General features: G+C 73.1%; 28 protein-coding genes. 25 read left to right on the top strand and 3 right to left on the bottom strand.

Translation table 11 applies throughout. From position 1 onward, the window contains the following. Positions 1-83: 83 nt before the first annotated feature. The 13 genes from map (at position 84) to glmM (ending at position 10,267) form a co-directional block, all read left to right on the top strand. On the top strand, positions 84-920 hold the full coding sequence (map, locus tag ACFUEL_RS05660) for a type I methionyl aminopeptidase (RefSeq protein ID WP_380234755.1): 837 nt from the start codon (positions 84-86) through the stop codon (positions 918-920). A gap of 109 nt (positions 921-1,029) precedes the next feature. Further along, complete coding sequence (mscL, locus tag ACFUEL_RS05665; RefSeq protein WP_380234726.1) at positions 1,030-1,464, top strand: large conductance mechanosensitive channel protein MscL; 435 nt, start codon at positions 1,030-1,032, stop codon at positions 1,462-1,464. A 186-nt stretch (positions 1,465-1,650) separates the two neighbouring features. Next, positions 1,651-1,872 (top strand): translation initiation factor IF-1, encoded by a 222-nt coding sequence (gene infA, locus ACFUEL_RS05670; protein WP_003956442.1) that lies wholly within the window; start codon positions 1,651-1,653, stop codon positions 1,870-1,872. Between the two features lie 34 nt (positions 1,873-1,906). Further along, a complete protein-coding gene (rpmJ, locus tag ACFUEL_RS05675; protein WP_003956441.1) occupies positions 1,907-2,020 on the top strand; it encodes a 50S ribosomal protein L36 in 114 nt (37 codons plus the stop codon). 173 nt (positions 2,021-2,193) lie between these two features. Continuing rightward, complete coding sequence (rpsM, locus tag ACFUEL_RS05680) at positions 2,194-2,574, top strand: 30S ribosomal protein S13 (protein ID WP_033250918.1); 381 nt, start codon at positions 2,194-2,196, stop codon at positions 2,572-2,574. 73 nt (positions 2,575-2,647) lie between these two features. Beyond that, entirely contained in the window at positions 2,648-3,055 is a 408-nt protein-coding gene (rpsK, locus tag ACFUEL_RS05685; RefSeq protein ID WP_014136257.1) for a 30S ribosomal protein S11, read from the top strand. A gap of 125 nt (positions 3,056-3,180) precedes the next feature. After that, positions 3,181-4,203, top strand: coding sequence for a DNA-directed RNA polymerase subunit alpha (locus tag ACFUEL_RS05690; protein WP_030457404.1), 1,023 nt, complete (start codon positions 3,181-3,183; stop codon positions 4,201-4,203). 127 nt (positions 4,204-4,330) lie between these two features. After that, positions 4,331-4,816: a 50S ribosomal protein L17 gene (gene rplQ, locus ACFUEL_RS05695; RefSeq protein WP_380234727.1), complete on the top strand. Its 486-nt coding sequence runs from the start codon at positions 4,331-4,333 to the stop codon at positions 4,814-4,816. Between the two features lie 90 nt (positions 4,817-4,906). Continuing rightward, the gene (gene truA, locus ACFUEL_RS05700; RefSeq protein ID WP_380234729.1) at positions 4,907-5,839 is read left to right on the top strand and encodes a tRNA pseudouridine(38-40) synthase TruA; all 933 of its coding nucleotides are present in this window, start codon (positions 4,907-4,909) and stop codon (positions 5,837-5,839) included. 42 nt (positions 5,840-5,881) lie between these two features. Further along, entirely contained in the window at positions 5,882-7,540 is a 1,659-nt protein-coding gene (locus ACFUEL_RS05705) for an ABC-F family ATP-binding cassette domain-containing protein (RefSeq protein WP_380234730.1), read from the top strand. Between the two features lie 229 nt (positions 7,541-7,769). Beyond that, complete coding sequence (rplM, locus tag ACFUEL_RS05710) at positions 7,770-8,213, top strand: 50S ribosomal protein L13 (protein ID WP_014136251.1); 444 nt, start codon at positions 7,770-7,772, stop codon at positions 8,211-8,213. Positions 8,214-8,260: 47 nt separating this feature from the next. Further along, positions 8,261-8,767: a 30S ribosomal protein S9 gene (gene rpsI, locus ACFUEL_RS05715; protein ID WP_380234731.1), complete on the top strand. Its 507-nt coding sequence runs from the start codon at positions 8,261-8,263 to the stop codon at positions 8,765-8,767. A gap of 135 nt (positions 8,768-8,902) precedes the next feature. After that, positions 8,903-10,267 (top strand): phosphoglucosamine mutase, encoded by a 1,365-nt coding sequence (glmM, locus tag ACFUEL_RS05720; RefSeq protein ID WP_380234732.1) that lies wholly within the window; start codon positions 8,903-8,905, stop codon positions 10,265-10,267. Between the two features lie 46 nt (positions 10,268-10,313). Here glmM and coaA read toward each other — a convergent pair whose 3' ends face one another. Then, on the bottom strand, positions 10,314-11,306 hold the full coding sequence (gene coaA, locus ACFUEL_RS05725; RefSeq protein WP_380234733.1) for a type I pantothenate kinase: 993 nt from the start codon (positions 11,304-11,306) through the stop codon (positions 10,314-10,316). Positions 11,307-11,405: 99 nt separating this feature from the next. On the opposite strand from coaA, the gene glmS reads away from it, so the two are divergent. The 7 genes from glmS to ACFUEL_RS05760 all read left to right on the top strand — a co-directional run bounded on the left by glmS (position 11,406) and on the right by ACFUEL_RS05760 (position 18,931). Further along, complete coding sequence (gene glmS, locus ACFUEL_RS05730; protein WP_380234757.1) at positions 11,406-13,262, top strand: glutamine--fructose-6-phosphate transaminase (isomerizing); 1,857 nt, start codon at positions 11,406-11,408, stop codon at positions 13,260-13,262. Between the two features lie 62 nt (positions 13,263-13,324). Continuing rightward, positions 13,325-13,693 (top strand): holo-ACP synthase, encoded by a 369-nt coding sequence (locus ACFUEL_RS05735; RefSeq protein WP_380234734.1) that lies wholly within the window; start codon positions 13,325-13,327, stop codon positions 13,691-13,693. A 261-nt stretch (positions 13,694-13,954) separates the two neighbouring features. Further along, on the top strand, positions 13,955-15,415 hold the full coding sequence (locus tag ACFUEL_RS05740; RefSeq protein WP_380234735.1) for an NAD(P)H-hydrate dehydratase: 1,461 nt from the start codon (positions 13,955-13,957) through the stop codon (positions 15,413-15,415). A 296-nt stretch (positions 15,416-15,711) separates the two neighbouring features. After that, entirely contained in the window at positions 15,712-16,896 is a 1,185-nt protein-coding gene (alr, locus tag ACFUEL_RS05745) for an alanine racemase (RefSeq protein WP_380234736.1), read from the top strand. 3 nt (positions 16,897-16,899) lie between these two features. Continuing rightward, entirely contained in the window at positions 16,900-18,054 is a 1,155-nt protein-coding gene (locus ACFUEL_RS05750) for an alpha/beta fold hydrolase (protein ID WP_380234737.1), read from the top strand. Positions 18,055-18,116: 62 nt separating this feature from the next. Beyond that, on the top strand, positions 18,117-18,629 hold the full coding sequence (gene tsaE / locus ACFUEL_RS05755; protein WP_380234738.1) for a tRNA (adenosine(37)-N6)-threonylcarbamoyltransferase complex ATPase subunit type 1 TsaE: 513 nt from the start codon (positions 18,117-18,119) through the stop codon (positions 18,627-18,629). Between the two features lie 101 nt (positions 18,630-18,730). Beyond that, the gene (locus tag ACFUEL_RS05760; RefSeq protein WP_380234740.1) at positions 18,731-18,931 is read left to right on the top strand and encodes a hypothetical protein; all 201 of its coding nucleotides are present in this window, start codon (positions 18,731-18,733) and stop codon (positions 18,929-18,931) included. A gap of 24 nt (positions 18,932-18,955) precedes the next feature. On the opposite strand, the gene ACFUEL_RS05765 is transcribed toward ACFUEL_RS05760, so the two are convergent. Then, on the bottom strand, positions 18,956-19,525 hold the full coding sequence (locus tag ACFUEL_RS05765) for a hypothetical protein (RefSeq protein ID WP_380234741.1): 570 nt from the start codon (positions 19,523-19,525) through the stop codon (positions 18,956-18,958). Positions 19,526-19,696: 171 nt separating this feature from the next. Between ACFUEL_RS05765 and tsaB the strand changes: the two genes are divergently transcribed. The 5 genes from tsaB to ACFUEL_RS05790 all read left to right on the top strand — a co-directional run bounded on the left by tsaB (position 19,697) and on the right by ACFUEL_RS05790 (position 23,183). Further along, a complete protein-coding gene (gene tsaB / locus ACFUEL_RS05770) occupies positions 19,697-20,344 on the top strand; it encodes a tRNA (adenosine(37)-N6)-threonylcarbamoyltransferase complex dimerization subunit type 1 TsaB (RefSeq protein WP_380234742.1) in 648 nt (215 codons plus the stop codon). A gap of 69 nt (positions 20,345-20,413) precedes the next feature. Next, on the top strand, positions 20,414-20,893 hold the full coding sequence (gene rimI, locus ACFUEL_RS05775; protein WP_380234743.1) for a ribosomal protein S18-alanine N-acetyltransferase: 480 nt from the start codon (positions 20,414-20,416) through the stop codon (positions 20,891-20,893). Next, positions 20,886-21,971 (top strand): tRNA (adenosine(37)-N6)-threonylcarbamoyltransferase complex transferase subunit TsaD, encoded by a 1,086-nt coding sequence (gene tsaD / locus ACFUEL_RS05780; protein ID WP_380234745.1) that lies wholly within the window; start codon positions 20,886-20,888, stop codon positions 21,969-21,971. Before rimI ends, tsaD begins: the two co-directional genes overlap by 8 nt. A gap of 11 nt (positions 21,972-21,982) precedes the next feature. Then, positions 21,983-22,228: a hypothetical protein gene (locus ACFUEL_RS05785; RefSeq protein WP_380234746.1), complete on the top strand. Its 246-nt coding sequence runs from the start codon at positions 21,983-21,985 to the stop codon at positions 22,226-22,228. A 70-nt stretch (positions 22,229-22,298) separates the two neighbouring features. Continuing rightward, on the top strand, positions 22,299-23,183 hold the full coding sequence (locus ACFUEL_RS05790; RefSeq protein WP_380234747.1) for a polysaccharide deacetylase family protein: 885 nt from the start codon (positions 22,299-22,301) through the stop codon (positions 23,181-23,183). Here the strand turns inward: ACFUEL_RS05790 and ACFUEL_RS05795 are convergent. After that, positions 23,159-24,337: a methyltransferase domain-containing protein gene (locus ACFUEL_RS05795; protein ID WP_380234748.1), complete on the bottom strand. Its 1,179-nt coding sequence runs from the start codon at positions 24,335-24,337 to the stop codon at positions 23,159-23,161. The genes ACFUEL_RS05790 and ACFUEL_RS05795 overlap by 25 nt on opposite strands. Positions 24,338-24,355: the final 18 nt, after the last annotated feature.

Genomic DNA, 24,355 nt, shown 5'->3' on the forward strand with positions numbered 1-24,355 from the left:
CCCCGAAGCGGGCGGCCCGGCCGTCTCGTGCGTCGTACGGTGGAGGGCAGTCCGAGATTCAGAACGTGGAAGGCGTTGACCAGATGGTGGAGATCAAGACCCCCGAGCAGATCGCCAAGATGCGGGCGGCCGGGCTGGTCGTCGCCGAGGCGCTGAAGGCCGCCCGCGAGGCGGTCGCCCCGGGGGTGACCACCGGGGAGCTGAACGACATCGCCGACGCGGTCATCGCCAAGCACGGCGCCACCTCCAACTTCCGCGCCGACCACGGCGGCCTGTGGTTCCCGGGCGTGATCTGCGCCTCGGTGAACGAGGAGGTCGTGCACGGCATCCCCGGCGAGCGGGTGCTGAAGGCCGGCGACCTGATCTCGATCGACTGCGGGGCGATCCTGGACGGCTGGCACGGCGACGCGGCGATCACCGTCGCGGTCGGCGAGACCGCCGCCGAGAACGTGATGCTGTCGAAGGTCACCGAGGGCTCGATGTGGGCGGGCATCGCCCAGATGAAGAAGGGCAACCGGCTGGTCGACGTCTCCCGGGCGATCGAGGGCTTCATCCGCCGCCAGCCGCTGCCGCCGAAGGGCAAGTGGGGCATCACCGAGGGCTACGGCGGCCACGGCATCGGCACCGCGATGCACATGGAGCCGCACGTGCTGAACTACGTGGCGGGCCGCGGCAAGGGCATGAAGCTGGTCCCGGGCACCGTGCTGGCGATCGAGCCGATGGTCTCGCTCGGCACCCCGCACACCGAGGTGCTGGCGGACGACTGGACGGTCGTCACCACCGACGGCACCTGGGCCTCGCACTGGGAGCACTCGGTGGCCGTCACCGAGCAGGGGCCGCTGGTGCTGACGGCCTTCGACGGCGGCCGGGCCGAGCTGGCCAAGCTGGGCATCACCGCGGCGCCGGACCCGCTGGGCTGATCCCGCGCGGTTGAGTCTCTTCTCTCAGCGGGGCCCGGGGGTTTGGACCTCCGGGCCCCTTGTCCTATTTTCATCAGCTGACACCCGCAGCAACCCCAGGGGAGAGACAGTGCTCAAGGGCTTCCGCGACTTCATGATGCGCGGCAACGTGATCGACATGGCCGTCGGTGTGGTCATCGGTGCCGCGTTCACCGGCGTGGTGACCGGTTTCGTCACCGCCTTCCTCACCCCGGTGCTCGGCGTGGTGGTCGGCGCGGCCGGCGACTTCAGCGCCTACACCTTCACGGTGGCGGGCGTCACCTTCCCGTACGGCCAGTTCTTGAACGTGCTGATCGCGTTCGTGCTGACCGCCGCGGTGCTGTACTTCTGCGTGGTGCTGCCGGTCTCCAAGGCCACCGCCCGCTACCTGCCGAAGAAGCCCTCGGTGCCCAAGCGCCCCTGCCCGGAGTGCCTGACCGAGATCCCCGAGGCCGCCCGCCGCTGCTCGGCCTGCACCGCCGTGGTGCCGCCGGTCGTCCCCCTCCAGGTCGCCGCGAAGCGCTGAGCGGCGGGGCCGCGCCGCGCTGATTTCGCTCCGGTGCGGTGCTTGGTTTACGATGGTGCGTCGGCTCTCTCGTAGCGTGTTCGCGCACGCCCTCAGTCCAGGGGCAACCCGGATCGAGGTGAAGCCTGGTTCGCACGAGCGTTCCGCATACGGTAGCCGGACCCCGAAGGGTGGATCTCGCAGTTCATGGCTAAGAAGCAAGGCGCCATTGAGATCGAGGGCACCGTGATCGAGTCTCTTCCGAACGCGATGTTCAAGGTCGAGCTGCAGAACGGTCACAAGGTCCTCGCGCACATCAGCGGCAAGATGCGCATGCACTACATCCGCATCCTCCCGGATGACCGGGTCGTGGTGGAGCTCAGCCCCTACGACCTGACCCGCGGCCGGATCGTCTACCGCTACAAGTAACAACGCCAGATCTAGACCCCGGAGAACCTGAGTCATGAAGGTCAAGCCGAGCGTCAAGAAGATCTGCGACAAGTGCAAGGTGATCCGCCGCCACGGCCGGGTCATGGTGATCTGCGACAACCTGCGCCACAAGCAGCGCCAGGGCTGATCAACCCCGCATTTCTCGTAGTACCTTCGCGCGACGCGCACAACGTCATAAGCGGGCCGCCCGATCCGTCCACAGGACGGACTGCCACCCCCGGTCAGAGGCCGGGGCTCCCTGTCGAGAGACAGCGAGTAGGCGGCACGTCAGACCTCTGAGAAGAACCACAGGAGCCTTGAATGGCACGCCTTTCGGGCGTTGATCTCCCCCGCGAGAAGCGGATCGAGATCGCCCTCACCTACGTCTACGGCATCGGCAAGACCCGCGCCCAGCAGGCGCTCGCCGAGACCGGCGTGAGCGGTGACATCCGCGTCCGCGACATCAGCGAGGACGACCTCGTCAAGCTGCAGAAGTTCGTCGACGCGAACTTCGAGGTCGAGGGTGACCTCCGCCGCCAGGTCGCCGCCGACATCCGCCGCAAGGTCGAGATCGGCTGCTACGAGGGCCTGCGCCACCGCCGCGGCCTGCCCGTTCGCGGCCAGCGCACCCACACCAACGCGCGTACCCGCAAGGGCCCGCGTCGCGCGATCGCCGGCAAGAAGAAGCCGGGCAAGAAGTAGTCCGTCCCGTCAACCGGACATCCCTCCGGCCCGCGGGTTAGCGGACCGACCACCTCAGTAGGAGAACAGACTTATGCCCCCCAAGGGTCGTCAGGCTGCCGGCGCGAAGAAGATCCGCCGCAAGGAGAAGAAGAACGTCGCTCACGGGCACGCCCACATCAAGAGCACGTTCAACAACACCATCGTTTCGATCACCGACCCCTCGGGCAACGTGATCTCCTGGGCCTCGGCCGGCCACGTCGGTTTCAAGGGCTCGCGCAAGTCCACCCCGTTCGCCGCGCAGATGGCCGCCGAGGCCGCTGCCCGTCGCGCGCAGGAGCACGGCATGCGCAAGGTCGACGTCTTCGTCAAGGGTCCGGGCTCCGGCCGCGAGACCGCGATCCGCTCGCTCCAGGCCACCGGCCTGGAGGTCGGCTCGATCCAGGACGTCACCCCCACCCCGCACAACGGCTGCCGTCCGCCGAAGCGCCGCCGCGTCTGACCCGGCGCCTTCGGGCGACCGCGCTTCAAACCTCGTACGGGGTCCTGTTCCGCGCAGGACCCCGTACGCTTGAGTTCTATCGGCATCAAATAGTGGGTGCCGAAGACAACTGGAGGATCCAGAACATGCTGATCGCTCAGCGTCCTTCGCTGACCGAAGAGGTCGTCGACGAGTTCCGCTCGCGGTTCGTGATCGAGCCGCTCGAGCCGGGCTTCGGCTACACCCTCGGCAACTCGCTCCGCCGCACGCTCCTCTCCTCGATCCCCGGTGCCGCCGTCACCAGCATCCGGATCGACGGCGTCCTGCACGAGTTCACCACCGTGCCGGGCGTCAAGGAGGACGTCACCGACCTCATCCTGAACATCAAGCAGCTGGTCGTCTCCTCGGAGCACGACGAGCCGGTCGTGATGTACCTGCGCAAGCAGGGCCCGGGTGTGGTCACCGCCGCCGACATCGCGCCCCCGGCCGGTGTCGAGGTGCACAACCCCGAGCTGGTCCTCGCCACGCTGAACGGCAAGGGCAAGCTGGAGATGGAGCTGACCGTCGAGCGCGGTCGCGGCTACGTCTCCGCCGTGCAGAACAAGGCTTCGGGCCAGGAGATCGGCCGCATCCCGGTCGACTCCATCTACAGCCCGGTGCTCAAGGTCACCTACAAGGTCGAGGCGACCCGTGTCGAGCAGCGCACCGACTTCGACAAGCTGATCGTCGACGTCGAGACCAAGCCCGCCATGCGTCCGCGCGACGCGATGGCCTCGGCCGGCAAGACCCTGGTCGAGCTGTTCGGCCTGGCCCGCGAGCTCAACGTCGACGCCGAGGGCATCGACATGGGCCCGTCGCCGACGGACGCCGCCCTGGCCGCCGACCTGGCGCTGCCGATCGAGGAGCTGGAACTCACCGTCCGCTCCTACAACTGCCTCAAGCGCGAGGGCATCCACACCGTGGGTGAGCTCGTCGCCCGCTCGGAGGCCGACCTGCTCGACATCCGCAACTTCGGTGCGAAGTCGATCGACGAGGTCAAGGCGAAGCTGGCCGGCATGGGCCTGGCCCTCAAGGACAGCCCGCCCGGGTTCGACCCGACCGCCGCCGCCGACGCCTTCGGCGCCGACGACCTGGACGACCAGGGTTACGCGGAGACCGAGCAGTACTGAGTTTCGACACCGGGGGCGGTCCTTCGCCGGACCGCCTCCGGTGGCGTGAGAAGTCGTGCGGACGCGGTGTCCGCACGCCCGCTGCGGTACCTGGTACGGCCGCAGTCGGAGATCCAAGGAGCTGAACATGCCCCGTCCCACCAAGGGTGCCCGTCTCGGCGGCGGCCCGTCCCACGAGCCGCTGCTGCTGGCCGGCCTGGCCCGCGAGCTGTTCCAGTACGGCCGCATCACCACCACCGAGGCCAAGGCCCGCCGCCTGCGCCCGCTGGCGGAGAAGCTGATCACCAAGGCGAAGAAGGGCGACATCCACAACCGTCGCCTGGTGCGCAAGACCATCACCGACGTGTCGGTGCTGCACACCCTCTTCACCGAGATCGCCCCGCGGTTCGAGAACCGCCCCGGCGGTTACACCCGCATCACCAAGATCGGCGGTCGCCGCGGCGACAACGCGCCGATGGCCGTGATCGAGCTGGTCGAGGGCGAGATCGCCACCAAGGCGACCGTCGCCGAGGCCGAGGCCGCCACCAAGCGCTCCGTCAAGGAGGCCGAGACCAAGGCCGCCGAGGCCGAGGAGACCAAGGCCGACGAGGCCGCCGAGACCACCGAGGGCTGAGCCTCCGCGTAGTCTTCGTCCGGGCCCGCCCTCCCGTTCACCGGGGGAGCGGGCCCGTTCGCATCTCAGGTACGGGACAGGGGAGTTGGAGTGGTGAACGACTGCGCGGAGCTGCCGCCGGTGAAGGACGGCCCGGCGGACGGGCACACCCGGGTCCGGCTGGACCTCGCCTACCACGGCGCGGAGTTCTCCGGCTGGGCCCGGCAGCGCGAACGGCGCACCGTGCAGGGCGAGTTGGAGGACGCGCTGCGGGTCGTGCTGCGCAGCGCGGAGAACTTCCCGCTGACCGTGGCCGGCCGCACCGACGCCGGGGTGCACGCCCGCGGCCAGGTCGCGCACGTCGACCTGCCGGACGCGCTGTGGGCCCAGCACGGCGCCAAGCTGCTGCGCCGGCTGGCCGGGCGGCTGCCCGCCGACGTCCGGGTGTACCGGGTCTCCGAGGCGCCGCACGGCTTCGACGCCCGGTTCGCGGCGATCTGGCGCCGCTACGCGTACCGGGTGGCCGACCACCCCGGCGGGGTCGACCCGCTGCTGCGCGGGCACGTGCTCTGGCACGACCGGCCGCTCGACCTGGAGAGGATGAACGAGGCGGCGGCGCTGCTGGTCGGCGAGCACGACTTCGCGGCGTACTGCAAGAAGCGCGAGGGCGCCACCACCATCCGCACCCTGCTGGAACTGCGCTGGGACCGGGTGCCGATCGACCCGTACGCGGCCCAGGAGGGCTCGCTGGCGGTGGCCACCGTGCGGGCCGACGCGTTCTGCCACAACATGGTGCGCGCGCTGGTCGGGGCGATGCTGCTGGTCGGCGACGGGCACCGGCCGGTGGGGTTCCCCGGCGAGGTGCTGGCCGGCGGGGTGCGCAACTCGGCGGTCAACGTGATCCGCCCGCACGGTCTGACGCTGGAGGAGGTCGGCTACCCGGCCGACGGGCTGCTCGCCGAGCGCAACCGGATCTCGCGGCGGCTGCGGACGCTGCCGGGCGCCGCCGGGGAAGCGGCCTCCGGGGGAGGGGCGGGCGGGTAATCCGTTTTGTCGCGGGGTGGGGGCTTGGCACAATTCCGTGGCATGGGACACGTCGAGATTTCGCACCTTGAGTACTACCTGCCGGACGGGCGGGTGCTGTTCGACGACGCGTCCTTCCGGGTCGGCGAGGGCGCCGCGGTCGCGCTGGTCGGCGCGAACGGCGCCGGCAAGACCACGCTGCTGCGGATGATCGCGGGCGACACCCAGCCGCACGGCGGTTCGGTGACGGTCACCGGCGGGCTCGGCGTGATGCGCCAGTTCGTCGGCACCACCGGCCGGGAGAGCGCCGAGGACGCCCCGGGCGCGCTGCCCGCCGACGCCTCGGTGCGCGACCTGCTGGTCTCGGTCGCCCCGAAGCGGATCGCCGACGCGGCCCGCGCGGTGGACGCCGCGGAGCTCGCGATGATCGCCCAGGACGACGAGAAGTCGCAGATGGCCTACGCCCAGGCGCTCTCCGACTGGTCGGACGCCGGCGGCTACGAGTACGAGGCCGACTGGGACGTCTGCACGGTGGCCGCCCTCGGCGTGCCCTTCGAGCGGGCCCAGTGGCGCGGCCTGAACACGCTCTCCGGCGGCGAGCAGAAGCGGCTGGTGCTGGAGGCGCTGCTGCGCGGCCCGGACGAGGTGCTGCTGCTCGACGAGCCGGACAACTACCTGGACGTACCGGGCAAGCGCTGGCTGGAGGAGGCCATCCGGGCCACCTCCAAGACCGTGCTGTACATCTCGCACGACCGCGAACTGCTCTCCCGCACCGCCGAGAAGATCATCGCGGTGGAGTCCGGCGCGACCGGCTCCAGCGTCTGGGTGCACGGCGGCGGCTTCGACACCTTCCACGAGGCCCGCAAGGCCCGCTTCGAGCGCTTCGAGGAGCTGCGCCGCCGCTGGGACGAGGAGCACGCCAAGCTGAAGAAGCTGGTGGTCACCCTCCGGCAGGCGGCCGCGGTCAGCCACGAGATGGCCTCCCGGTACGCCGCCGCGCAGACCAGGCTGAAGAAGTTCGAGGACGCCGGCCCGCCCGAGGCGCCGCCGCGCGAGCAGTCGATCACCATGCGGCTCAAGGGCGGCCGCACCGGCGTGCGGGCCTTCACCATGCAGGGCCTGGAGCTGTCCGGCCTGATGAAGCCCTTCGACCTGGAGGTCTTCTACGGCGAGCGGGTCGCCGTGCTGGGCTCCAACGGCTCCGGCAAGTCGCACTTCCTGCGGCTGCTGGCCGGGGACGGCTCGGTGGAGCACGGCGGGCAGTGGAAGCTCGGCGCCCGGGTCGTCCCCGGGCACTTCCGGCAGACCCACGCCCACCCGGAGCTGCTCGGCCGCACGGTGCGCTCGATCGTCGAGGAGGAGCACGCGCTCTCCCGCGGCGCCGCGATGTCCGCGCTGCGCCGCTACGAGCTGGACCGGCAGGAGGAGCAGAAGTTCGAGTCGCTCTCCGGCGGCCAGCAGGCCCGGCTGATGATCCTCAAGCTGGAGCTGTCCGGCTCCACCGCGCTGCTGCTCGACGAGCCGACCGACAACCTGGACCTGGAGAGCGCCGAGGCGCTCCAGCAGGGCCTGGAGGCGTTCGACGGCACGGTGCTGTGCGTCACCCACGACCGCTGGTTCGCCCGGAGCTTCGACCGCTTCCTGGTGTTCGGCTCGGACGGCCGGGTCTACGAGGCCCCGGAGCCGGTCTGGGACGAGACCCGGGTGGTCCGGGACCGCTGAACCGAAGGCCCCCGCGCCGGGCCGGTTTGGAATCCACCCCACCGGCCCGGTATTGTTGGCCGCTGTTGTGCGTATTGGCTCGCTCTATCTCACGTGAGAGGTCGGTACGCCGGAGACGACAGGCCGAACTCCAGCGGCTGCCCGAATTGCGTCCGGGCGGATCGGCTGGAGGCCCCGGGCCTTGGTGCTCCTGTCAGGACCCACTCACTGAAAAGCGAAGGCTACGACCGTGCGTACGTACAGCCCCAAGCCCGGCGACGTCCAGCGTCAGTGGCACGTCATCGACGCGACCGACGTCGTGCTCGGCCGCCTGGCCTCCCAGGCCGCCAACCTCCTGCGGGGCAAGCACAAGGCGATCTACGCGCCGCACGTTGACACTGGTGACTTCGTCATCATCATCAACGCCGACAAGGTGCACCTCTCGGGCAACAAGAAGACCCAGAAGCTGGCCTACCGCCACAGCGGCTTCCCGGGCGGCCTCCGCTCGGTCCGCTACGACGACCTGCTCGCGAACAACCCGGAGAAGGCCGTCGAGAAGGCCATCAAGGGCATGGTTCCGAAGAACAGCCTGGGCCGTCAGATGCTCTCGAAGCTGAAGGTCTACTCGGGCGACCAGCACCCGCACGCTGCGCAGCAGCCGGTGCCGTTCGAGATCACCCAGGTCGCGCAGTAATTCCGGCCACCCACACCCCAACTGACGTAGAAGAGCTGAGGAACACCGTGGCCGAGACTGCCATCGAGAGCACCCTCGAGGTCGAATTCGACGACGAGAACGTCGACGAGTACACCACCGAGACCGAGTACACCACCGAGTCGCTGGCCGGCCGCTTCGGCGAGGCCGTCCCCGGCGCCGGCCTCGGCCGCCGCAAGGAGGCGATCGCCCGCGTGCGCATCGTCCCCGGCACCGGCCAGTGGAAGATCAACGGTCGCACCCTGGAGAACTACTTCCCCAACAAGGTGCACCAGCAGACCGTGAACGAGCCCTTCAAGCTCCTCGAGCTGGACGGCCGTTACGACGTCATCGCCCGCATCGCCGGCGGCGGCGTGTCCGGCCAGGCCTACGCGCTGCGCCTCGGCGTGGCCCGTGCGCTGAACGAGGCGGACGTGGACAACAACCGCGGCCCGCTCAAGAAGGCCGGCTTCCTGACCCGTGACGCCCGCGCCGTCGAGCGCAAGAAGGCCGGTCTCAAGAAGGCCCGCAAGGCGCCGCAGTACAGCAAGCGCTAATCGCACCCTTCATGCGATCCTCGCCCCGGAGCACTCTGTGCTCCGGGGCGTCGTGCCTCCCGGACCGGTGCGGAGTCCGCGGGGGCGGCACCACCCGAGCCCACCACCGGCGCGACAGGACGGACGAACGCGAACATGGCACGACTCTTCGGTACGGACGGGGTGCGCGGCGTGGCCAACGAGGGCCTGACCGCGGAGCTGGCGCTGGGCCTGTCGGTGGCCGCCGCCCATGTGCTCGGCGACGCCAACGCGTTCGAGGGGCACCGGCCGGTGGCCGTGGTCGGCCGAGACCCCCGGGCGTCCGGAGAGTTCCTGGAGGCCGCCGTGATCGCCGGCCTGGCCAGCGCCGGGGTGGACGTGCTGCGGGTCGGCGTGCTGCCCACCCCCGCGGTGGCGTACCTGACCGGCGCGCTCGGCGCGGACTTCGGCGTGATGCTGTCCGCCAGCCACAACGCGATGCCCGACAACGGCATCAAGTTCCTCGCCCGCGGCGGCCACAAGCTGGACGACGCGCTGGAGGACGCCATCGAGGCGCACTACCGCCGCTACGGCGCCGGCGACGAGTCCTGGAAGCGCCCCACCGGCGCGGCGGTCGGCCGGGTCCGCCAGTACAGCGAGGGCTTCGACCGGTACGTGGCGCACCTGGTCGCGGTGCTGCCGAACCGGCTCGACGGGGTGCGGGTGGTCATCGACGGCGCGCACGGCGCGGCCGCCCGGGTCGCCCCGGAGGCGTTCGCCCGGGCCGGCGCCGAGGTGGTGTACACCCTGGGCACCGAGCCGACCGGCCTGAACATCAACGACGGCGTCGGCTCCACCCACCTGGACAAGCTGCGCGCCGCGATGAAGGAGCACCGGGCCGACCTGGGCGTCGCGCTGGACGGCGACGCCGACCGCTGCCTGGCCGCCGACGCGGACGGCAACGAGGTCGACGGCGACCAGATCATCGCGATCCTGGCGGTCGGCATGAAGGAGGCCGGCACGCTGCGCCGCAACACCGCGGTGGCCACCGTGATGTCGAACCTGGGCTTCACCCTGGCGATGGAGCGCGAGGGCATCGAGCTGGTGCGCACCGCGGTCGGCGACCGGTACGTGCTGGAGGAGATGAAGCAGCACGGCTACGCGCTGGGTGGCGAGCAGTCCGGCCACGTGATCCTGCTGGACCACGCCACCACCGGGGACGGCACCCTGACCGGCCTGATGCTGGGCGCCCGGCTGGCCGCCACCAAGCAGCCGCTGGCGGACCTGGCCTCGGTGATGACCCGGCTCCCGCAGGTGATGATCAACGTCAAGGGCGTGGACAAGGACCGGGTGGAGTCCTGCGCCGAGCTGCAGGCCGCGCTCGTCGCGGCGGAGGCCGAGCTCGGCACCACCGGCCGGGTGCTGCTGCGCAAGTCCGGCACCGAGCCGCTGGTGCGGGTGATGGTCGAGGCGGTCGGCCACGAGCAGGCGCAGGACGTCTGCCAGCGGCTCGCCGACGCGGTGCGGCTGCACCTGGGCTGAGGCGGGGCCACCGGGGGGAGGGCGGGCCCCTCCCCCCGGCGCGCGCTCAGAGCTTGCGCAGCAGCGCCCGGCGGACCTTGTGGTCCTGGCCCTTCTGCAGCACCAGGGTGGCCCGGCCGCGGGTGGGCAGCACGTTCTCCAGCAGGTTCGGCCGGTTGATGGTCCGCCAGACCTGGCGGCCGTAGTCCATCGCCTCCTCCTCGGGCACCTCGGTGAAGCGCCGGAAGTAGGAGTTCGGGTCCTGGAAGGCGGTCTGCCGCAGCTTGCGGAACCGGTCCAGGTACCAGGTCTCGATGTCGTCGGTGCGGGCGTCGACGTAGATCGAGAAGTCGAAGTAGTCGGCGACCGCCATCCTGGTCCGCCCGTCGGTGCCGGGCAGGGCCGGCTGCAGCACGTTCAGCCCCTCGACGATCAGGATGTCGGGGCGCTCCACCACCAGCCGCTCGCCGGGCACGATGTCGTACACCAGGTGCGAGTACACCGGCGCGGTGACCCGGTCCTTGCCGGCCTTCACGTCCGCGACGAAGCGCATCAGCGCCCGCCGGTCGTACGACTCGGGGAAGCCCTTGCGGGCCATCAGGCCGCGCCGGCGCAGTTCCGCGTTGGGCAGCAGGAAGCCGTCGGTGGTGACCAGTTCGACCCGGGGGTGCTCGGGCCAGCGGGCCAGCAGCGCCTGGAGCAGGCGGGCGGTGGTGGACTTGCCGACCGCGACCGAGCCGGCCACGCCGATGATGAACGGGGTGCGCACCCGTTCGGTGTCGGGCGTGTCGAGGAAGCTGCCGATCGCGCCGCGCAGTTCGTGGGTGGCGTGCACGTACAGGTTCAGCAGCCGGGACAGCGGCAGGTAGACGTCCCGGACCTCGTCGAGGTCCAGGGCGGTGCCGAGGCCGCGCAGGCGCTCGACCTCCTCCGCGGTCAGCGGCAGCGGGGTGCGCTCGCGCAGCGCGCTCCACTCGGCGCGGTCCAGATCCACGTACGGGGAAGGGGTGGGCGCGGGGGGCGCACCCTTCGTACAGAGTTCGGTCAGCACGGTGTCCATTGTGGGCCGTCCGCGGGGTGCCGGGCGTTGTGGTGTCGGTCACCCGGTGTGGTCATCCGACCCCCCGGGGCCCGAACATCCGCACATATGCTGGCGCACATGTGCGGAATTGTTGGATATACCGGGCCGCAACCGGCCCTCGACGTAGTGATCGCAGGGCTGCGGAGGCTGGAGTACCGGGGCTACGACTCGGCCGGCGTCGCGGTCCAGACGGAGGGCGCCGACGGGCAGTGGCTCCTGACCACGGACAAGCGGGCCGGAAAGCTCGTCAACCTCGAGAAGTCGCTGGCCGAAACCCCTCTCCCGGCCGGCACCACGGGCATCGGACACACCCGCTGGGCCACCCACGGCGGCCCCACCGACGCCAACGCCCACCCCCACCTGGACGACCACCGCAAGGTCGCGGTGGTCCACAACGGCATCATCGAGAACTTCGCGCGGCTGCGCGCCGACCTCGCCGACCGGGGCCACACCCTCCGCTCCGAGACCGACACCGAGGTCGTCGCCCACCTGCTCGCCGAGGCGTACGACGGCGACCTCGCCGAGGCCATGCGCGCGGTCTGCCGCCAGCTCGACGGCGCCTTCACCCTGGTCGCCGTGCACGCCGACGCCCCCGGCACGGTGGTCGGCGCCCGCCGCAACTCGCCGCTGGTGGTCGGCGTCGGCGACGGCGAGAACTTCCTCGCCTCCGACGTCGCCGCGTTCATCGCGCACACCCGCGAGGCGATCGAGCTCGGCCAGGACCAGGTCGTCGAGCTGCGCCCCGGGGGCGTCACGGTGACGAACTTCGACGGCACCCCCGCCGAGGTCCGCGAGTACCACGTCGACTGGGACGCCTCCGCCGCCGAGAAGGGCGGCTACGACTACTTCATGCTCAAGGAGATCGCCGAGCAGCCGAAGGCCGTCGCCGACACCCTCCTCGGCCGGATCGGCACCGACGGCCGGCTCACCCTCGACGAGCTGCGCATCCCCGACCAGGTGCTGCGCGAGGTCGACAAGGTGGTGATCGTCGCCTGCGGCACCGCCTTCCACGCCGGCATGATCGCCAAGTACGCGATCGAGCACTGGACCCGCGTCCCCTGCGAGGTCGAGGTCGCCAGCGAGTTCCGCTACCGCGACCCGATCATGGACGACCGCACCCTGGTCGTCGCCATCTCGCAGTCCGGCGAGACCATGGACACCCTGATGGCGCTGCGGCACGCCCGCGAGCAGGGCGCCAAGGTGCTCGCGATCTGCAACACCAACGGCTCGACCATCCCGCGCGAGTCCGACGCCGTCCTCTACACCCACGCCGGCCCCGAGGTCGCGGTCGCCTCCACCAAGGCGTTCCTCACCCAGCTGGTCGCCTGCTACCTGGTCGCCCTCTACCTGGGCCAGGTCCGCGGCACCAAGTGGGGCGACGAGATCTCCTCCGTCATCCGCGAACTCGGCGACGCCCCACGGCAGGTCGAGCAGGTGCTCGGCACCATGGAGCCCGTCCGGGAGCTGGCCCGCTCGCTGGCCGACGCCCGCTCGGTGCTCTTCCTCGGCCGGCACGTCGGCTACCCCGTGGCCCTGGAGGGCGCGCTCAAGCTCAAGGAGCTCGCCTACATGCACGCCGAGGGCTTCGCCGCCGGCGAGCTCAAGCACGGCCCGATCGCCCTGATCGAGGAGGGCCTGCCGGTGGTCGTGGTGGTGCCCTCGCCGCGCGGCCGCTCGATCCTGCACGACAAGATCGTCTCCAACATCCAGGAGATCCGGGCCCGCGGCGCCCGGACCATCGTGATCGCCGAGGAGGGCGACGAGGCCGTCGTCCCCTACGCCGACCACCTGATCCGGATCCCGGTCACCCCGACCCTGCTCCAGCCCCTGGTCTCCACCGTCCCGCTCCAGGTCTTCGCCTGCGAGCTGGCCACCGCCAAGGGCCACGAGGTCGACCAGCCGCGCAACCTGGCCAAGTCCGTCACGGTCGAGTAGCCGCGTATCGTCCATCCCCGGGGCGGGACCTCCGCACCGGGGACGGACGAGGGAGTACGAGGGTGATCATCGGGGTCGGCATCGACGTGGCGGACATCGGACGGTTCGAACAGTCCCTGGAACGCACCCCCGGACTCGCCGAACGCCTCTTCACCCCCGCCGAACTCACCCTCCCCTCCGGCCGGCGCCGCGGCACCGCCTCGCTGGCCGCCCGGTTCGCCGCGAAGGAGGCCGTGGCCAAGGCCCTCGGCGCCCCGCCCGGCCTGCGCTGGGAGGACGCCGAAGTCCGCGTCGAGGAATCCGGCCGTCCCCTGCTGCACGTCACCGGCACCGTCGAGGCCCGCGCCGCCGAACTGGGCGTCACCTCCTGGCACGTCTCGCTCAGCCACGACGCGGGCGTCGCCTCGGCGGTGGTCATCGCCGAAGGGTGAGACTCTTCGGCAGACGAAGGGGAACGATCCAGGGGCCGGGGGAACTGTCGGCAGACGGGCATGCACCTCCAGGGGCCCGGGGAACGGCGGGTCCGTGCTGCTGGTGGTCGGAGCCCATCGGAGGTCGGTGCTGCTGCGTGTCTTTAAGGGAACCGGAAGCCGATGCGCGCTCCGGCAGTGAACCGGCAGCAGACTGGGCCTCGCCGTTCCCCGAGCCCCTGGCGGTGCTCCTCCTCCCCCCCTCGAGAACGGAGAATTCGCATGCGCCACGCCCACACCGTCGAGCAGGTCCGGGCCGCCGAGGCCGCGCTGATGGCCCGGCTGCCGGAGGGGGTGCTGATGCAGCGGGCCGCCGCCGGGCTGGCCGCGGTCTGTGCGGGGCTGCTGCCCCGGGTGTACGGGAGCCGGGTGCTGGTGCTGGCCGGGTCGGGGGACAACGGGGGCGACGCCCTGTTCGCGGCCGCCCGGCTGGCCCGGCGCGGGGCCCGCGCGGAGGCGCTGCTGCTCGACCCGGCGAAGGCGCACGCCGCCGGGCTGGCCGCGCTGCTCGCCGCCGGCGGCCGGGTCACCGCGGACCCGGACGCCTTCGGCCGGGCCGACCTGGTGCTGGACGGCATCGTCGGCATCGGCGGCCGCGGCCCGCTGCGCCCCGCCGCCGCCCCGTTCGCCGCGATGGCGCGCCGCGGCCGCGTGGTTGCCGTGGACGTGCCGTCCGGCGTGGACCCGGACACCGGCGAGGTCGCCGGGGCCGCGCTGCGCGCCGACGTCACGGTCTGCTTCGGCACCCACAAGCCGGGCCTGCTGATCGACCCGGGCGCGGGGTACGCGGGCGTCGTCCACCTGGTCGGCATCGGGCTCGACCTGCCGCCCGCCCCCGTCGAGGCGCTCCAGCGGGCCGACGTGGCCGCGCTGCTGCCCGTCCCCGGCGCGGAGAGCGACAAGTACCGGCGCGGGGTGGTCGGCGTGGCCGCCGGGTCCGCCCGCTACCCGGGCGCGGCCGTGCTGGCCGTCGCCGGGGCGCTGCACGGCGGGGCCGGGGCGGTGCGCTACACCGGGCACGCCGCCGCGGAGGTGGTCCGCCGCCACCCCGAGACGCTGGTCACCGAGGACGGCCCGGCGCGGGCCGGACGCGTCCAGGCATGGGTGGTCGGCCCCGGCGGCGGCGCGGACGCGGAGCGCACCCTGCGCGAGGCGCTGGACACCGGCGTGCCCGTGCTGGCCGACGCCGACGCGCTCACCGAACTTGCCCGCCTCGGCCCGTCCGCGCTGGCCGGGCGGGACGCGCCCGTCCTGCTCACCCCGCACGCCGGGGAGGCCGCCCGGCTGCTCGCGGGGCTCGGCGAGAGCGCCGACGCCGAGGAGGTCGCCGCCCGGCGGCTGTGGGCGGCCCGGCTGCTCGCCGCGGGGTACGGGGCGACGGTGCTGCTCAAGGGCTCCACGACGGTCGTCGCCGCCCCGGACGGCCGGGCCCGGGTCAACGCCACCGGCACCGGCTGGCTCGGCACCGCGGGCAGCGGCGACGTCCTCTCCGGCCTGGCGGGCTCCCTGCTCGCTACCGGCCTCGCCCCGCTGGACGCCGCCTCCGTCGCGGCCCACCTGCACGGCCTGGCCGGCCGGCACGCGGCGGGCGACGGCGCCCCGATCACGGCCCTGGACCTGGCGGGCACGCTCCACCGGGCATGGGGAACGATCCAGGGGCTCGGGGAGAACGGCGGGAAGTGAAACCAGGGGCTCGGGGAACGGCGAGGCCCAGTCTGCTGACGGTGCACTGCCGTGGCGCGCATCGGCTTCGGGTTCTGTCTACGGCACGCAGCAGCACGGACACTTCGATGGGCTCCGGCTGTCAGCAGCACGGACTCGCCGTTCCCCGAGCCCCTGTTGTGGATCCCGCCGTTCTCAGCCGAGCCCCTGTTTTCGCGCCCCGCCGTTCTTCGCCGAGCCCCTGTTTTCGCGCCCCGCCGTTCCTCGCGCCCCCTGAATACCGACCCTCCGGCCGCCGTCTGGGAGACTGATAGGCGATGACGACTGCGAACACCACCGGGACGCCTGCGCTCGCCCAGGGAGCGCGGGCCGAGGCGACCGTCGACCTGGCCGCGCTGCGTGACAACCTGGGCGCGTTGCGGGCCCGCACGGACGGGCCCGAGCTGATGGCGGTGGTCAAGGCGGACGCCTACGGCCACGGGGCGCTCAGGTGTGCCAGAGAGGCCGTCGCGGCCGGGGTCGGCTGGCTGGGGACGGCGACGCCGGAGGAGGCGCTCGCGCTGCGGGCCGCCGGGATCGGGCCGGAGCAGGCCCGGATCCTGTGCTGGCTGTGGACGCCGGGCGGGCCGTGGGCGCGGGCGCTGCGCGAGTCGGTGGACATCTCGATCAGCGGCCAGTGGGCGCTGGACGAGCTGCTCGCCGCCGTCCGGGAGACCGGCGTCCCGGCCCGGGTGCACCTGAAGGCCGACACCGGGCTGGGCCGCAACGGCTGCCAGCCGCACGACTGGCCGGACCTGGTGGAGAACGCGGTCAGGGCGCAGGCCGACGGCCTGCTGCGGGTGGTCGGCGTCTGGTCGCACTTCGCGGCTGCCGACGAGCCCGGCCATCCCTCGATCCAGGCCCAACTGGACTCCTTCGCACAGGCGTTGGCGTTCGCCGAGCGCTCCGGCGTCGACCCCGAGGTGCGGCACCTGGCGAACTCCCCGGCGACGCTGCTGCTGCCGCAGTCGCACTACGACCTGGTCCGGCCCGGCCTGGCGATGTACGGCCTGTCGCCCGTCCCGGACGTCGGCGGGCCCGCCGACTTCGGGCTGCGCCCGGTGATGTCGCTGGCGGCCCGGCTGGCGCTGGTCAAGCGCGTCCCCGGCGGCCACGGCATCTCGTACGGGCACCACTACACGACGTCCGGGCCGACCACGCTCGGCCTGGTGCCGCTCGGCTACGCGGACGGCGTGCCGCGGCACGCCAGCAACACCGGCCCGGTGCAGATCGGGTCGGGCTGGTACCGGGTGGCCGGGCGGGTCGCGATGGACCAGTTCGTCGTCGACCTCGGCGGGGACGTGCCGGACATCGGCGAGGAGGTGCTGCTGTTCGGCTCCGGCGAGCGCGGCGAGCCCACCGCCGAGGACTGGGCGCGGGCCTGCGGCACCATCGCGTACGAGATCATTACCCGGATCGGGGGGCGGGTCCCGCGGCGCTACGTCGGCGGGCTGCGGGGGTGAGCCGTGGCTGAGGAGTCCTCCTCCGGCGGGGTGTCCCGGGCCGGGCTGATCGGCATCTCGCTGGGCGTGCTGGCGGCCGGGGCGGCCGCCGGGGTGGCGATCGAGCGGCTGACGGTCGGGCGGGCGACGCGCCGGCGGGCCCGCGAGGAGCTGGAGGCGGCGGCCGCCTTCGGCTCGCTGCGCGGCACCGCGACGACGGTGCCCGCCGAGGACGGCACCGGGCTGTACGTCGAGGTCGACGAGGCGCCGTCCGGTGCCGGGCCGACCGTGGTGTTCTGCCACGGCTACTGCCTCAACCAGGACGGCTGGCACTTCCAGCGGGCCGCGCTGCGCGGCGCGCTGCGCACCGTGTTCTGGGACCAGCGCAGCCACGGCCGCTCCGAGCGCTCCCGCTCGTACCTGGCCGGCGAGGCCGCCTCGATCGACCGGCTCGGCGCCGACCTGGAGGCGGTGCTGGACGCGGTCGTCCCCGAGGGGCCGATCGTGCTGGTCGGGCACTCGATGGGCGGGATGACGGTGATGGCGCTCGCCGACCGGCGCCCCGAGCTGTTCGGCCCCGGCGGCCGGGTGGCCGGCGTCGCGCTGGTCGGCACCCTGGCGGGCGACTGGGACGCGGTGCCGCTGGGCCTGCCCGCGGTCGGCGCCAAGGTGGTCAAGCGGGTCGCGCCCGGGGTGATAAGGGCGCTGGGCCGCCAGGTCCAGCTGGTGGAGGCGACCCGGCGCTGGGGCTCCGACCTGGCCGCGGTGTTCTACCGGCGGTTCTCGTTCGGCGGCAAGGACGTCGACCCGGCGGTGGCCCGGTTCGCCGAGCAGCTGCTGGACGCCACCCCGATCGACGTGGTCGCCGAGTTCTACCCGACGTTCTCCGCGCACGACAAGCGCGCCGCGCTGGCCGCCCTGGACGGCCTGCCGGTCCTCGTCCTGGCCGGCACCAAGGACCTGCTGACCCCGCCCGAGTACTCCGAGGCGATCGCCGCCGAACTGCCCGGCGCCCGGCTGGTGCTGGTCGAGGGCGCCGGGCACCTGGTGATGCTGGAGCGCCCCGGCACCGTCGACCGGGAGCTCGCCGCGCTGCTGGAGCGCGCCGCCGAGCGGGCCGGGACGGGGCCGCTGCCGGACGCGCTGCGGGAGCTGGCGCGGGAGCCCGCCGAGGACTGAGCGGAGCGCTTCGCCCGGTGTGGCACCTTATGGAGTGGCCGCAACGATCGAAGAAGGACGCCATGGGTTCGCAGACCACTCTGACCGTCGAAACCGCGGAGCGGATGACCGGCCTCGGCCGGCGCCTGGCCGCCCTGCTGCGCCCCGGCGACCTGGTGCTGCTGTCGGGGGAGCTGGGCGCGGGCAAGACCACGCTGACCCGCGGCCTGGGCGAGGGCCTGGGGGTGCGCGGCGCGGTCACCTCGCCGACCTTCGTGATCGCCCGGGTGCACCCCTCGCTGACCGGCGGCCCGGCGCTGGTGCACGTGGACGCGTACCGGCTGGGCGGCGGGCTGGAGGAGATGGAGGACCTCGACCTGGACGTGTCGCTGCCCGAGTCGGTGGTGGTCGTCGAGTGGGGCGAGGGCAAGGTCGAGGAACTGTCCGAGGACCGGCTGGAGATCCGGATCGAGCGGACCCTCGGCGGCGAGGCGGTGGGGGCGCTGGACGAGGAGGCGGACGGGCGGCGGGTCACCCTCACCGGGCTGGGCGGTCGCTGGGACGGCGCGGACCTCACCGGATTGGGTGAGAACTGACCCGGGTTTCCGACAGCGCGTCGGGAAACGGTTGCGGCGCACCGCGCGGGCGTGATGGGATGGCACCAGCAAGTTAGGTATGCCTAACTAGGGAGCGCCCGATGTCGAGCACACCCCCCAGGACCACCGGAGACCGCCCGGAGGCGGCCCCGGCCGCCGGAGCCGTCGAGAGCGCCGGGCCCGCCGGGGCCGGGCCGTCGTCGCGCACCGCCGTCGTGCCGCCGGTGCCGATGCGCGCCCTGCTGGCCGCCTGCCGGGCCGCCGAGGCGGTCTCCACCCCGCCGGAGCGCCACGCCGCGTAGCGCGCCGGGCGGCCGGGCCGCCGGTCAGCCGACCACGACCACCCGGGTGCCGTTCGGGGCGAAGTCCCACAGCAGCTGGCCGTCCGCCCGGGTGGCCCGGATGCCGCCGGTCTTCGTCCCCGGGGCCTGCGACGGGGCCGGGGCCTTCTCGTCCACCAGCGCGCTGAAGCCGAACACCGTGCCCGACTGCTGGGCGAACCGCACCACGTGCTCGATCTGCCGCCCGTCGGTGCCGGTGCCGGCCGCGGTCCGGCTGGCGACGCTGTAGGTGCCCGCCGCGGGCAGCGTGTTGCCCGGCACCACCTTGAACGAGGCCAGCACCGGGTTCGGCTTCTTCGGGTCGACCAGCCACACCTGCTGGTCCTTCAGCGAGTACACCACCCGCAGCCCCGAGCCGGACTCGGCGGGCAGCGGCGGCACGGCCGGCCGGTCGCTCCCGGTGGCGGAGGCCGAGGGGGCGGCGCTCGACGCGGACGGCACCGCCGCGACCGCGCGCGAGGCCGCGCCGTTCGCCTGGAAGGCCAGCAGCCCGATCACCGCCAGGGCGCCCAGGGTCAGCCCGCCGACCACCGCACCAGGACCCAGCTTCGCCACGTCAGCTCCTCAACGCTCCGCGTCTCACCTTCGGGAAGGCCCATGGTGCCAGGTGCGGCCCGCCGTTCCGGCCTCCCGGCGATCGTGTGTTCCCGGCCGGGCCGCGGACGGGTGCGGCCCGGCCGCGGGCGCGGTACGGCCCGCCGGGGCGGACCCTCTAACCTTGGTCCCGTGCTCCTCCTCGCCTTCGACACCGCCACCCCCGCCGTCACCGCCGCCGTCCACGACGGCGAACGGGTGCTCGCCGAGTCCTACGAGGTCGACGCCCGCCGGCACGGCGAACTGCTGCTGCCCACCGTCGCGGCCGTGCTGCGCGCCGCCGGCGTGGACAAGCGCGAGCTGACCGGCCTCGCCGTCGGCGTCGGCCCCGGCCCGTACACCGGCCTGCGGGTCGGCCTGGTCACCGCCGCCGCCCTCGGCGACGCGCTCGGCCTGCCCGTGCACGGCGTCTGCACCCTGGACGCGATCGCCCACCAGGCCCGCACCGAGGGCCTGGAGGGGGCGTTCACCGTGGCCACCGACGCGCGCCGCAAGGAGGTCTACTGGGCCTCCTACGGCGCCGACGGCGCCCGGGTGAGCGGCCCCTCCGTGGACCGCCCGGCCGAGATCGGGCCCGCCGACCGGACGGTCGGCGCGGGCGCCCTGCTGTACGCGCTGCCCGCGGCGAGCGGCCCCGAGCACGTCTCGGCGGGCGCGCTGGCCGACTTCGCGGTCCGCGAGCTGGCCGCCGGCCGGGAGCTGCTGCCGAACGCCCCGCTGTACCTGCGGCGGCCGGACGCGCAGGTCCCCGCGGGCTACAAGGCGGTGCTTCCGGCGTGACGCCCGCTGGTGCCGGAACGGCCGGGCCCGGAACGGCCGGCCGGCGTGGCTAGGTACGCGCTGCGTCCCATGCGGTGGTGGGACATCGAGCCGGTCATGGTGCTGGAGCACCGGCTGTTCCCCGAGGACGCCTGGTCGCGCGGGATGTACTGGTCGGAGCTGGCCGAGGCGTACCCGGGCGGGAGCCGGTACTACGTGGTGGCCGTGGACGGGGCCGGGGCGGTCGTCGGGTACGCCGGGCTGATGGCGGTCGGGGCGGACGGCGACGTGCAGACGATCGCGGTGGACTCCGGGCACCAGGGGGCGGGCCTCGGCGGGGTGCTGCTGGCCGAGCTGACCGCGGAGTCGGTCCGGCGCGGCTGCGCCGAGGTGCTGCTGGAGGTGCGGGTGGACAACCTGCGCGCGCAGCGGCTGTACGAGCGGTTCGGGTTCGAGCCGGTCGGGATCCGGCGGGGCTACTACCAGCCCGCCAACGTGGACGCACTGGTGATGCGTCTGGACCACCTGGCAAGTGACGCAAGCGATCTGAAGGATCATCACAATGGCTGACGAACCCCTCGTCCTCGGCATCGAGACCTCCTGCGACGAGACCGGCGTCGGCATCGTCCGCGGCACCACGCTGCTGGCCGACGCGGTCGCCTCCAGCGTCAACGACCACGCCCGGTACGGCGGCGTCGTGCCGGAGATCGCCAGCCGGGCGCACCTGGAGGCGATGGTCCCCACCATCCGGCGGGCGCTGGACACCGCCGGGGTCAAGGCGGCCGACCTGGACGGCATCGCCGTTACCGCGGGCCCCGGCCTGGCGGGCGCGCTGCTGGTGGGCGTGAGCGCCGCCAAGGCGTACGCGTGGGCGCTGGACAAGCCGCTGTACGGGGTGAACCACCTGGCCTCGCACATCTGCGTGGACCAGCTGGAGCACGGCCGGCTGCCGGAGCCGACGATGGCGCTGCTGGTCTCCGGCGGGCACTCCTCGCTGCTGCTCAGCGGCGACATCACCTCCGACGTGCGGCCGCTGGGCGCGACCATCGACGACGCGGCGGGCGAGGCGTTCGACAAGGTGGCGCGCGTCCTCGGGCTGGGCTTCCCGGGCGGGCCGGTGGTGGACCGGATGGCCCGCGAGGGCGACGGGAAGGCGATCGCCTTCCCGCGCGGCCTGAACAACGCCGGCGACCCCGCCTACGACTTCTCGTTCTCCGGCCTGAAGACCGCCGTGGCGCGCTGGGTGGAGGCCAGGCGGCGGGCCGGCGAGCCGGTGCCGGTGGCGGACGTCGCGGCGTCCTTCCAGGAGGCGGTCACCGACGTGCTGACCCGCAAGGCGGTGCGGGCGTGCAGGGACAACGGCGTCGACCACCTGATGATCGGCGGCGGCGTGGCGGCCAACTCGCGGCTGCGCGAGATGGCGCAGCAGCGCTGCGACCGGGCGGGCATCGTGCTGCGGGTGCCGCGGCCGGGCCTGTGCACCGACAACGGCGCGATGGTGGCGGCGCTCGGCGCCGAGATGGTCTGGCGGAACCGCACGCCGTCCTCCTTCGACCTGTCGGCGGACTCCTCGCTGCCGGTCACCGAGACCCACGTGCCGGGCGAGCACGGCAGCTTCCACGCGCACGCGCACGAGGCGCTGAAGTGACCCTGGCGGCGATGTGGGAGGCTCGGGCCGCCGACGGCCTGGGCGCCGAACTGCACGCCTGGGCGCGGGAGTTCGCACTGCCCGCGGTGCGCGGCGCGGCCGGTCTGGAGCGGGTGGAGCTGTTCACCGCCCCGGGCGACCGGGTGCTGCTGATCGCGCTGTGGGCGGGCGGGCCGGCGCCGGTGCCGGAGCCCCCCGCGCACCTGCTGGCCCGCCCGGTGCACCACTGGACCTTCACCCGCACGGACGCGGGGTAGCAACCGAGCAGTCCGATCCGATCGTCCTATTATCGACACGCGTGTCGAGGGCGAGCGGGGGACATCGGTGATGCAGCGGGTACGGGTCGGGTACGGGGCGGGCGCCCTCGCGGTGCTGCTGGCCGCCAGCGGGTGCAGCAGCGGCTCCGGGCCCGCCGACCCCCCGGCCGTCCCGGCCGCGCCGGTCGCCGCCGCCTCCCCGGCCGCCTCCGCCTCCGGCGCCCCCTCGGCGCCCGCGCAGGACGCGGTCGGCGAGGCCACCTGGGCGAAGTGGGGCGTCAAGCCGCTGCCGAAGGCGCCCGCCCCGCCGGCCGACCGGCCGGTCAAGCTCACCAAGTCCGGCCCGGTACCGGTGTTCAGCGACGTCCCGACCGGCGACAAGGTCGTGTTCATCACCATCGACGACGGGGCCGAGAAGGACCCGGAGTTCGTCGCGATGCTCACCGAGCTGAAGGTGCCGATCACGATGTTCCTGACCAAGGACATCGTCAAGAACGACTACGCCTACTTCAAGCCGCTCCAGGCGCTCGGCAACAGCATCCAGAACCACACCGTCAGCCACCCGGTGATGAGCAAGCTCCCCGCCGCCCAGCAGAAGGCGCAGATCTGCGACGACCAGGCGGCCCTCACCGAGCAGTACGGCACCGCCCCGTACCTGTTCCGCCCGCCCTACGGCGACGGCGCCAACACCGCCGCGCTGAACACCGCCGTCCAGGAGTGCGGGCCGCGCGCCGTCGTGCTCTGGCGCGAGTCCATGCAGATCCACGACATGCAGTACCAGGCCGCCGACAAGAAGCTCCGCAACGGGGACATCATCCTGGCCCACTTCCGCGGCCCGTCCGAGCTCAAGGGCGAGACCATGACCCGGATGTTCGCCGAACTGCTCAACCGGATCCAGGAGCAGGGCTTCTCCGTCGCCCGCCTCGACGACTACGTGGCAGGGCCCACCGGCTGACCCAGCATCATCACCGGGCCGGCCGCGGTGCGGGCCACGATCACCGTCACCGCGTTCGGCCCGGCCGGCTTCAACTGCCGCCGCAGCTCCTCCGGGACGACCGACGCCCCGCGCTTCTTGATCACCACGGTGCCGATCCGGCGCTCCTTCACCAGCGCCTTCAACCGCTTCACCTGGAACGGCAGCACGTCGGTCAGCTCGTACGCCTGCGCGTACGGCGTCGGCCGCAGCTCGTCCGAGGTGACGTAGGCGATCATCGGGTCGATCAGCCGCCCGCGCACCGTCGCCACCACCTCCGCCACCATCCGGCCGCGGATCACCGCGCCGTCCGGCTCGTACAGGTAGCGCCCCACCGGGCCCACCGGCGGGGGCGGCAGCGCGCCGCCGGACAGCGAGTGCGGGCCCGGCAGCAGCGTCGCCCGGTACGGCTCGGCGGCGGCCGTGCCGAACCACAGCACCGCCTCCTTCACCTCGCCCCGGTCCGACACCCACTCCGCCTCGGCGCCCTCCGGCACCAGCTCGTGCGGGATGCCCGGCGCCACCTTCAGCGCGCCGAACCGGGCGCCGCGGGCCGCCTGCACCGCCCAGGACAGCGGCGGCGAGTACGCCTCGGGGTCGAACACCCGGCCGCGCGAGGTGCGCCGCGCCGGGTCGGTGAACACCGCGTCGAAGCCCGCGGTGTCCACGTCCGCGACGTCCGCCCGGCGGACCTCCACCAGGTCGGCCACGCCCAGCGCCGCCGCGTTCGCCCGCGCCACCTCGCAGGTCAGCTCGTCCCGGTCGACCGCCAGCACCGCGATCCCGGCCCGGGCCAGCGCGACCGCGTCCCCGCCGATCCCGCAGCACAGGTCGGCCAGCCGCCGCACCCCCAGCGCCGCGAACCGGCCCGCCCGCCACTCGGCCACCGAACGGCGGGTGGCCTGCTCCACCCCGTGCTGGGTGAAGTACATCGCGGCGGCGTCCGCCCCGAACTTCGCCTCCGCCCGCTGCCGCAGCCGGGCCTGCTCGAACGCCGCCCGCACCAGCTCCGCCGGGTACTCCCGCCGCAGCCTGGTCGCCAGCGCCAGCTCCCCGGCCGCCGTGAAACCCCGCAACTCGGCCAGCAGCGCCTGCCCCTGCTCGGTCAGCAGCGCCCGGAACGACTCGATCTCCACCGGGCCATTGTCGCCGCT

The organism is Kitasatospora sp. NPDC057198 (genome assembly GCF_042670125.1).
Taxonomy (GTDB): domain Bacteria; phylum Actinomycetota; class Actinomycetes; order Streptomycetales; family Streptomycetaceae; genus Kitasatospora.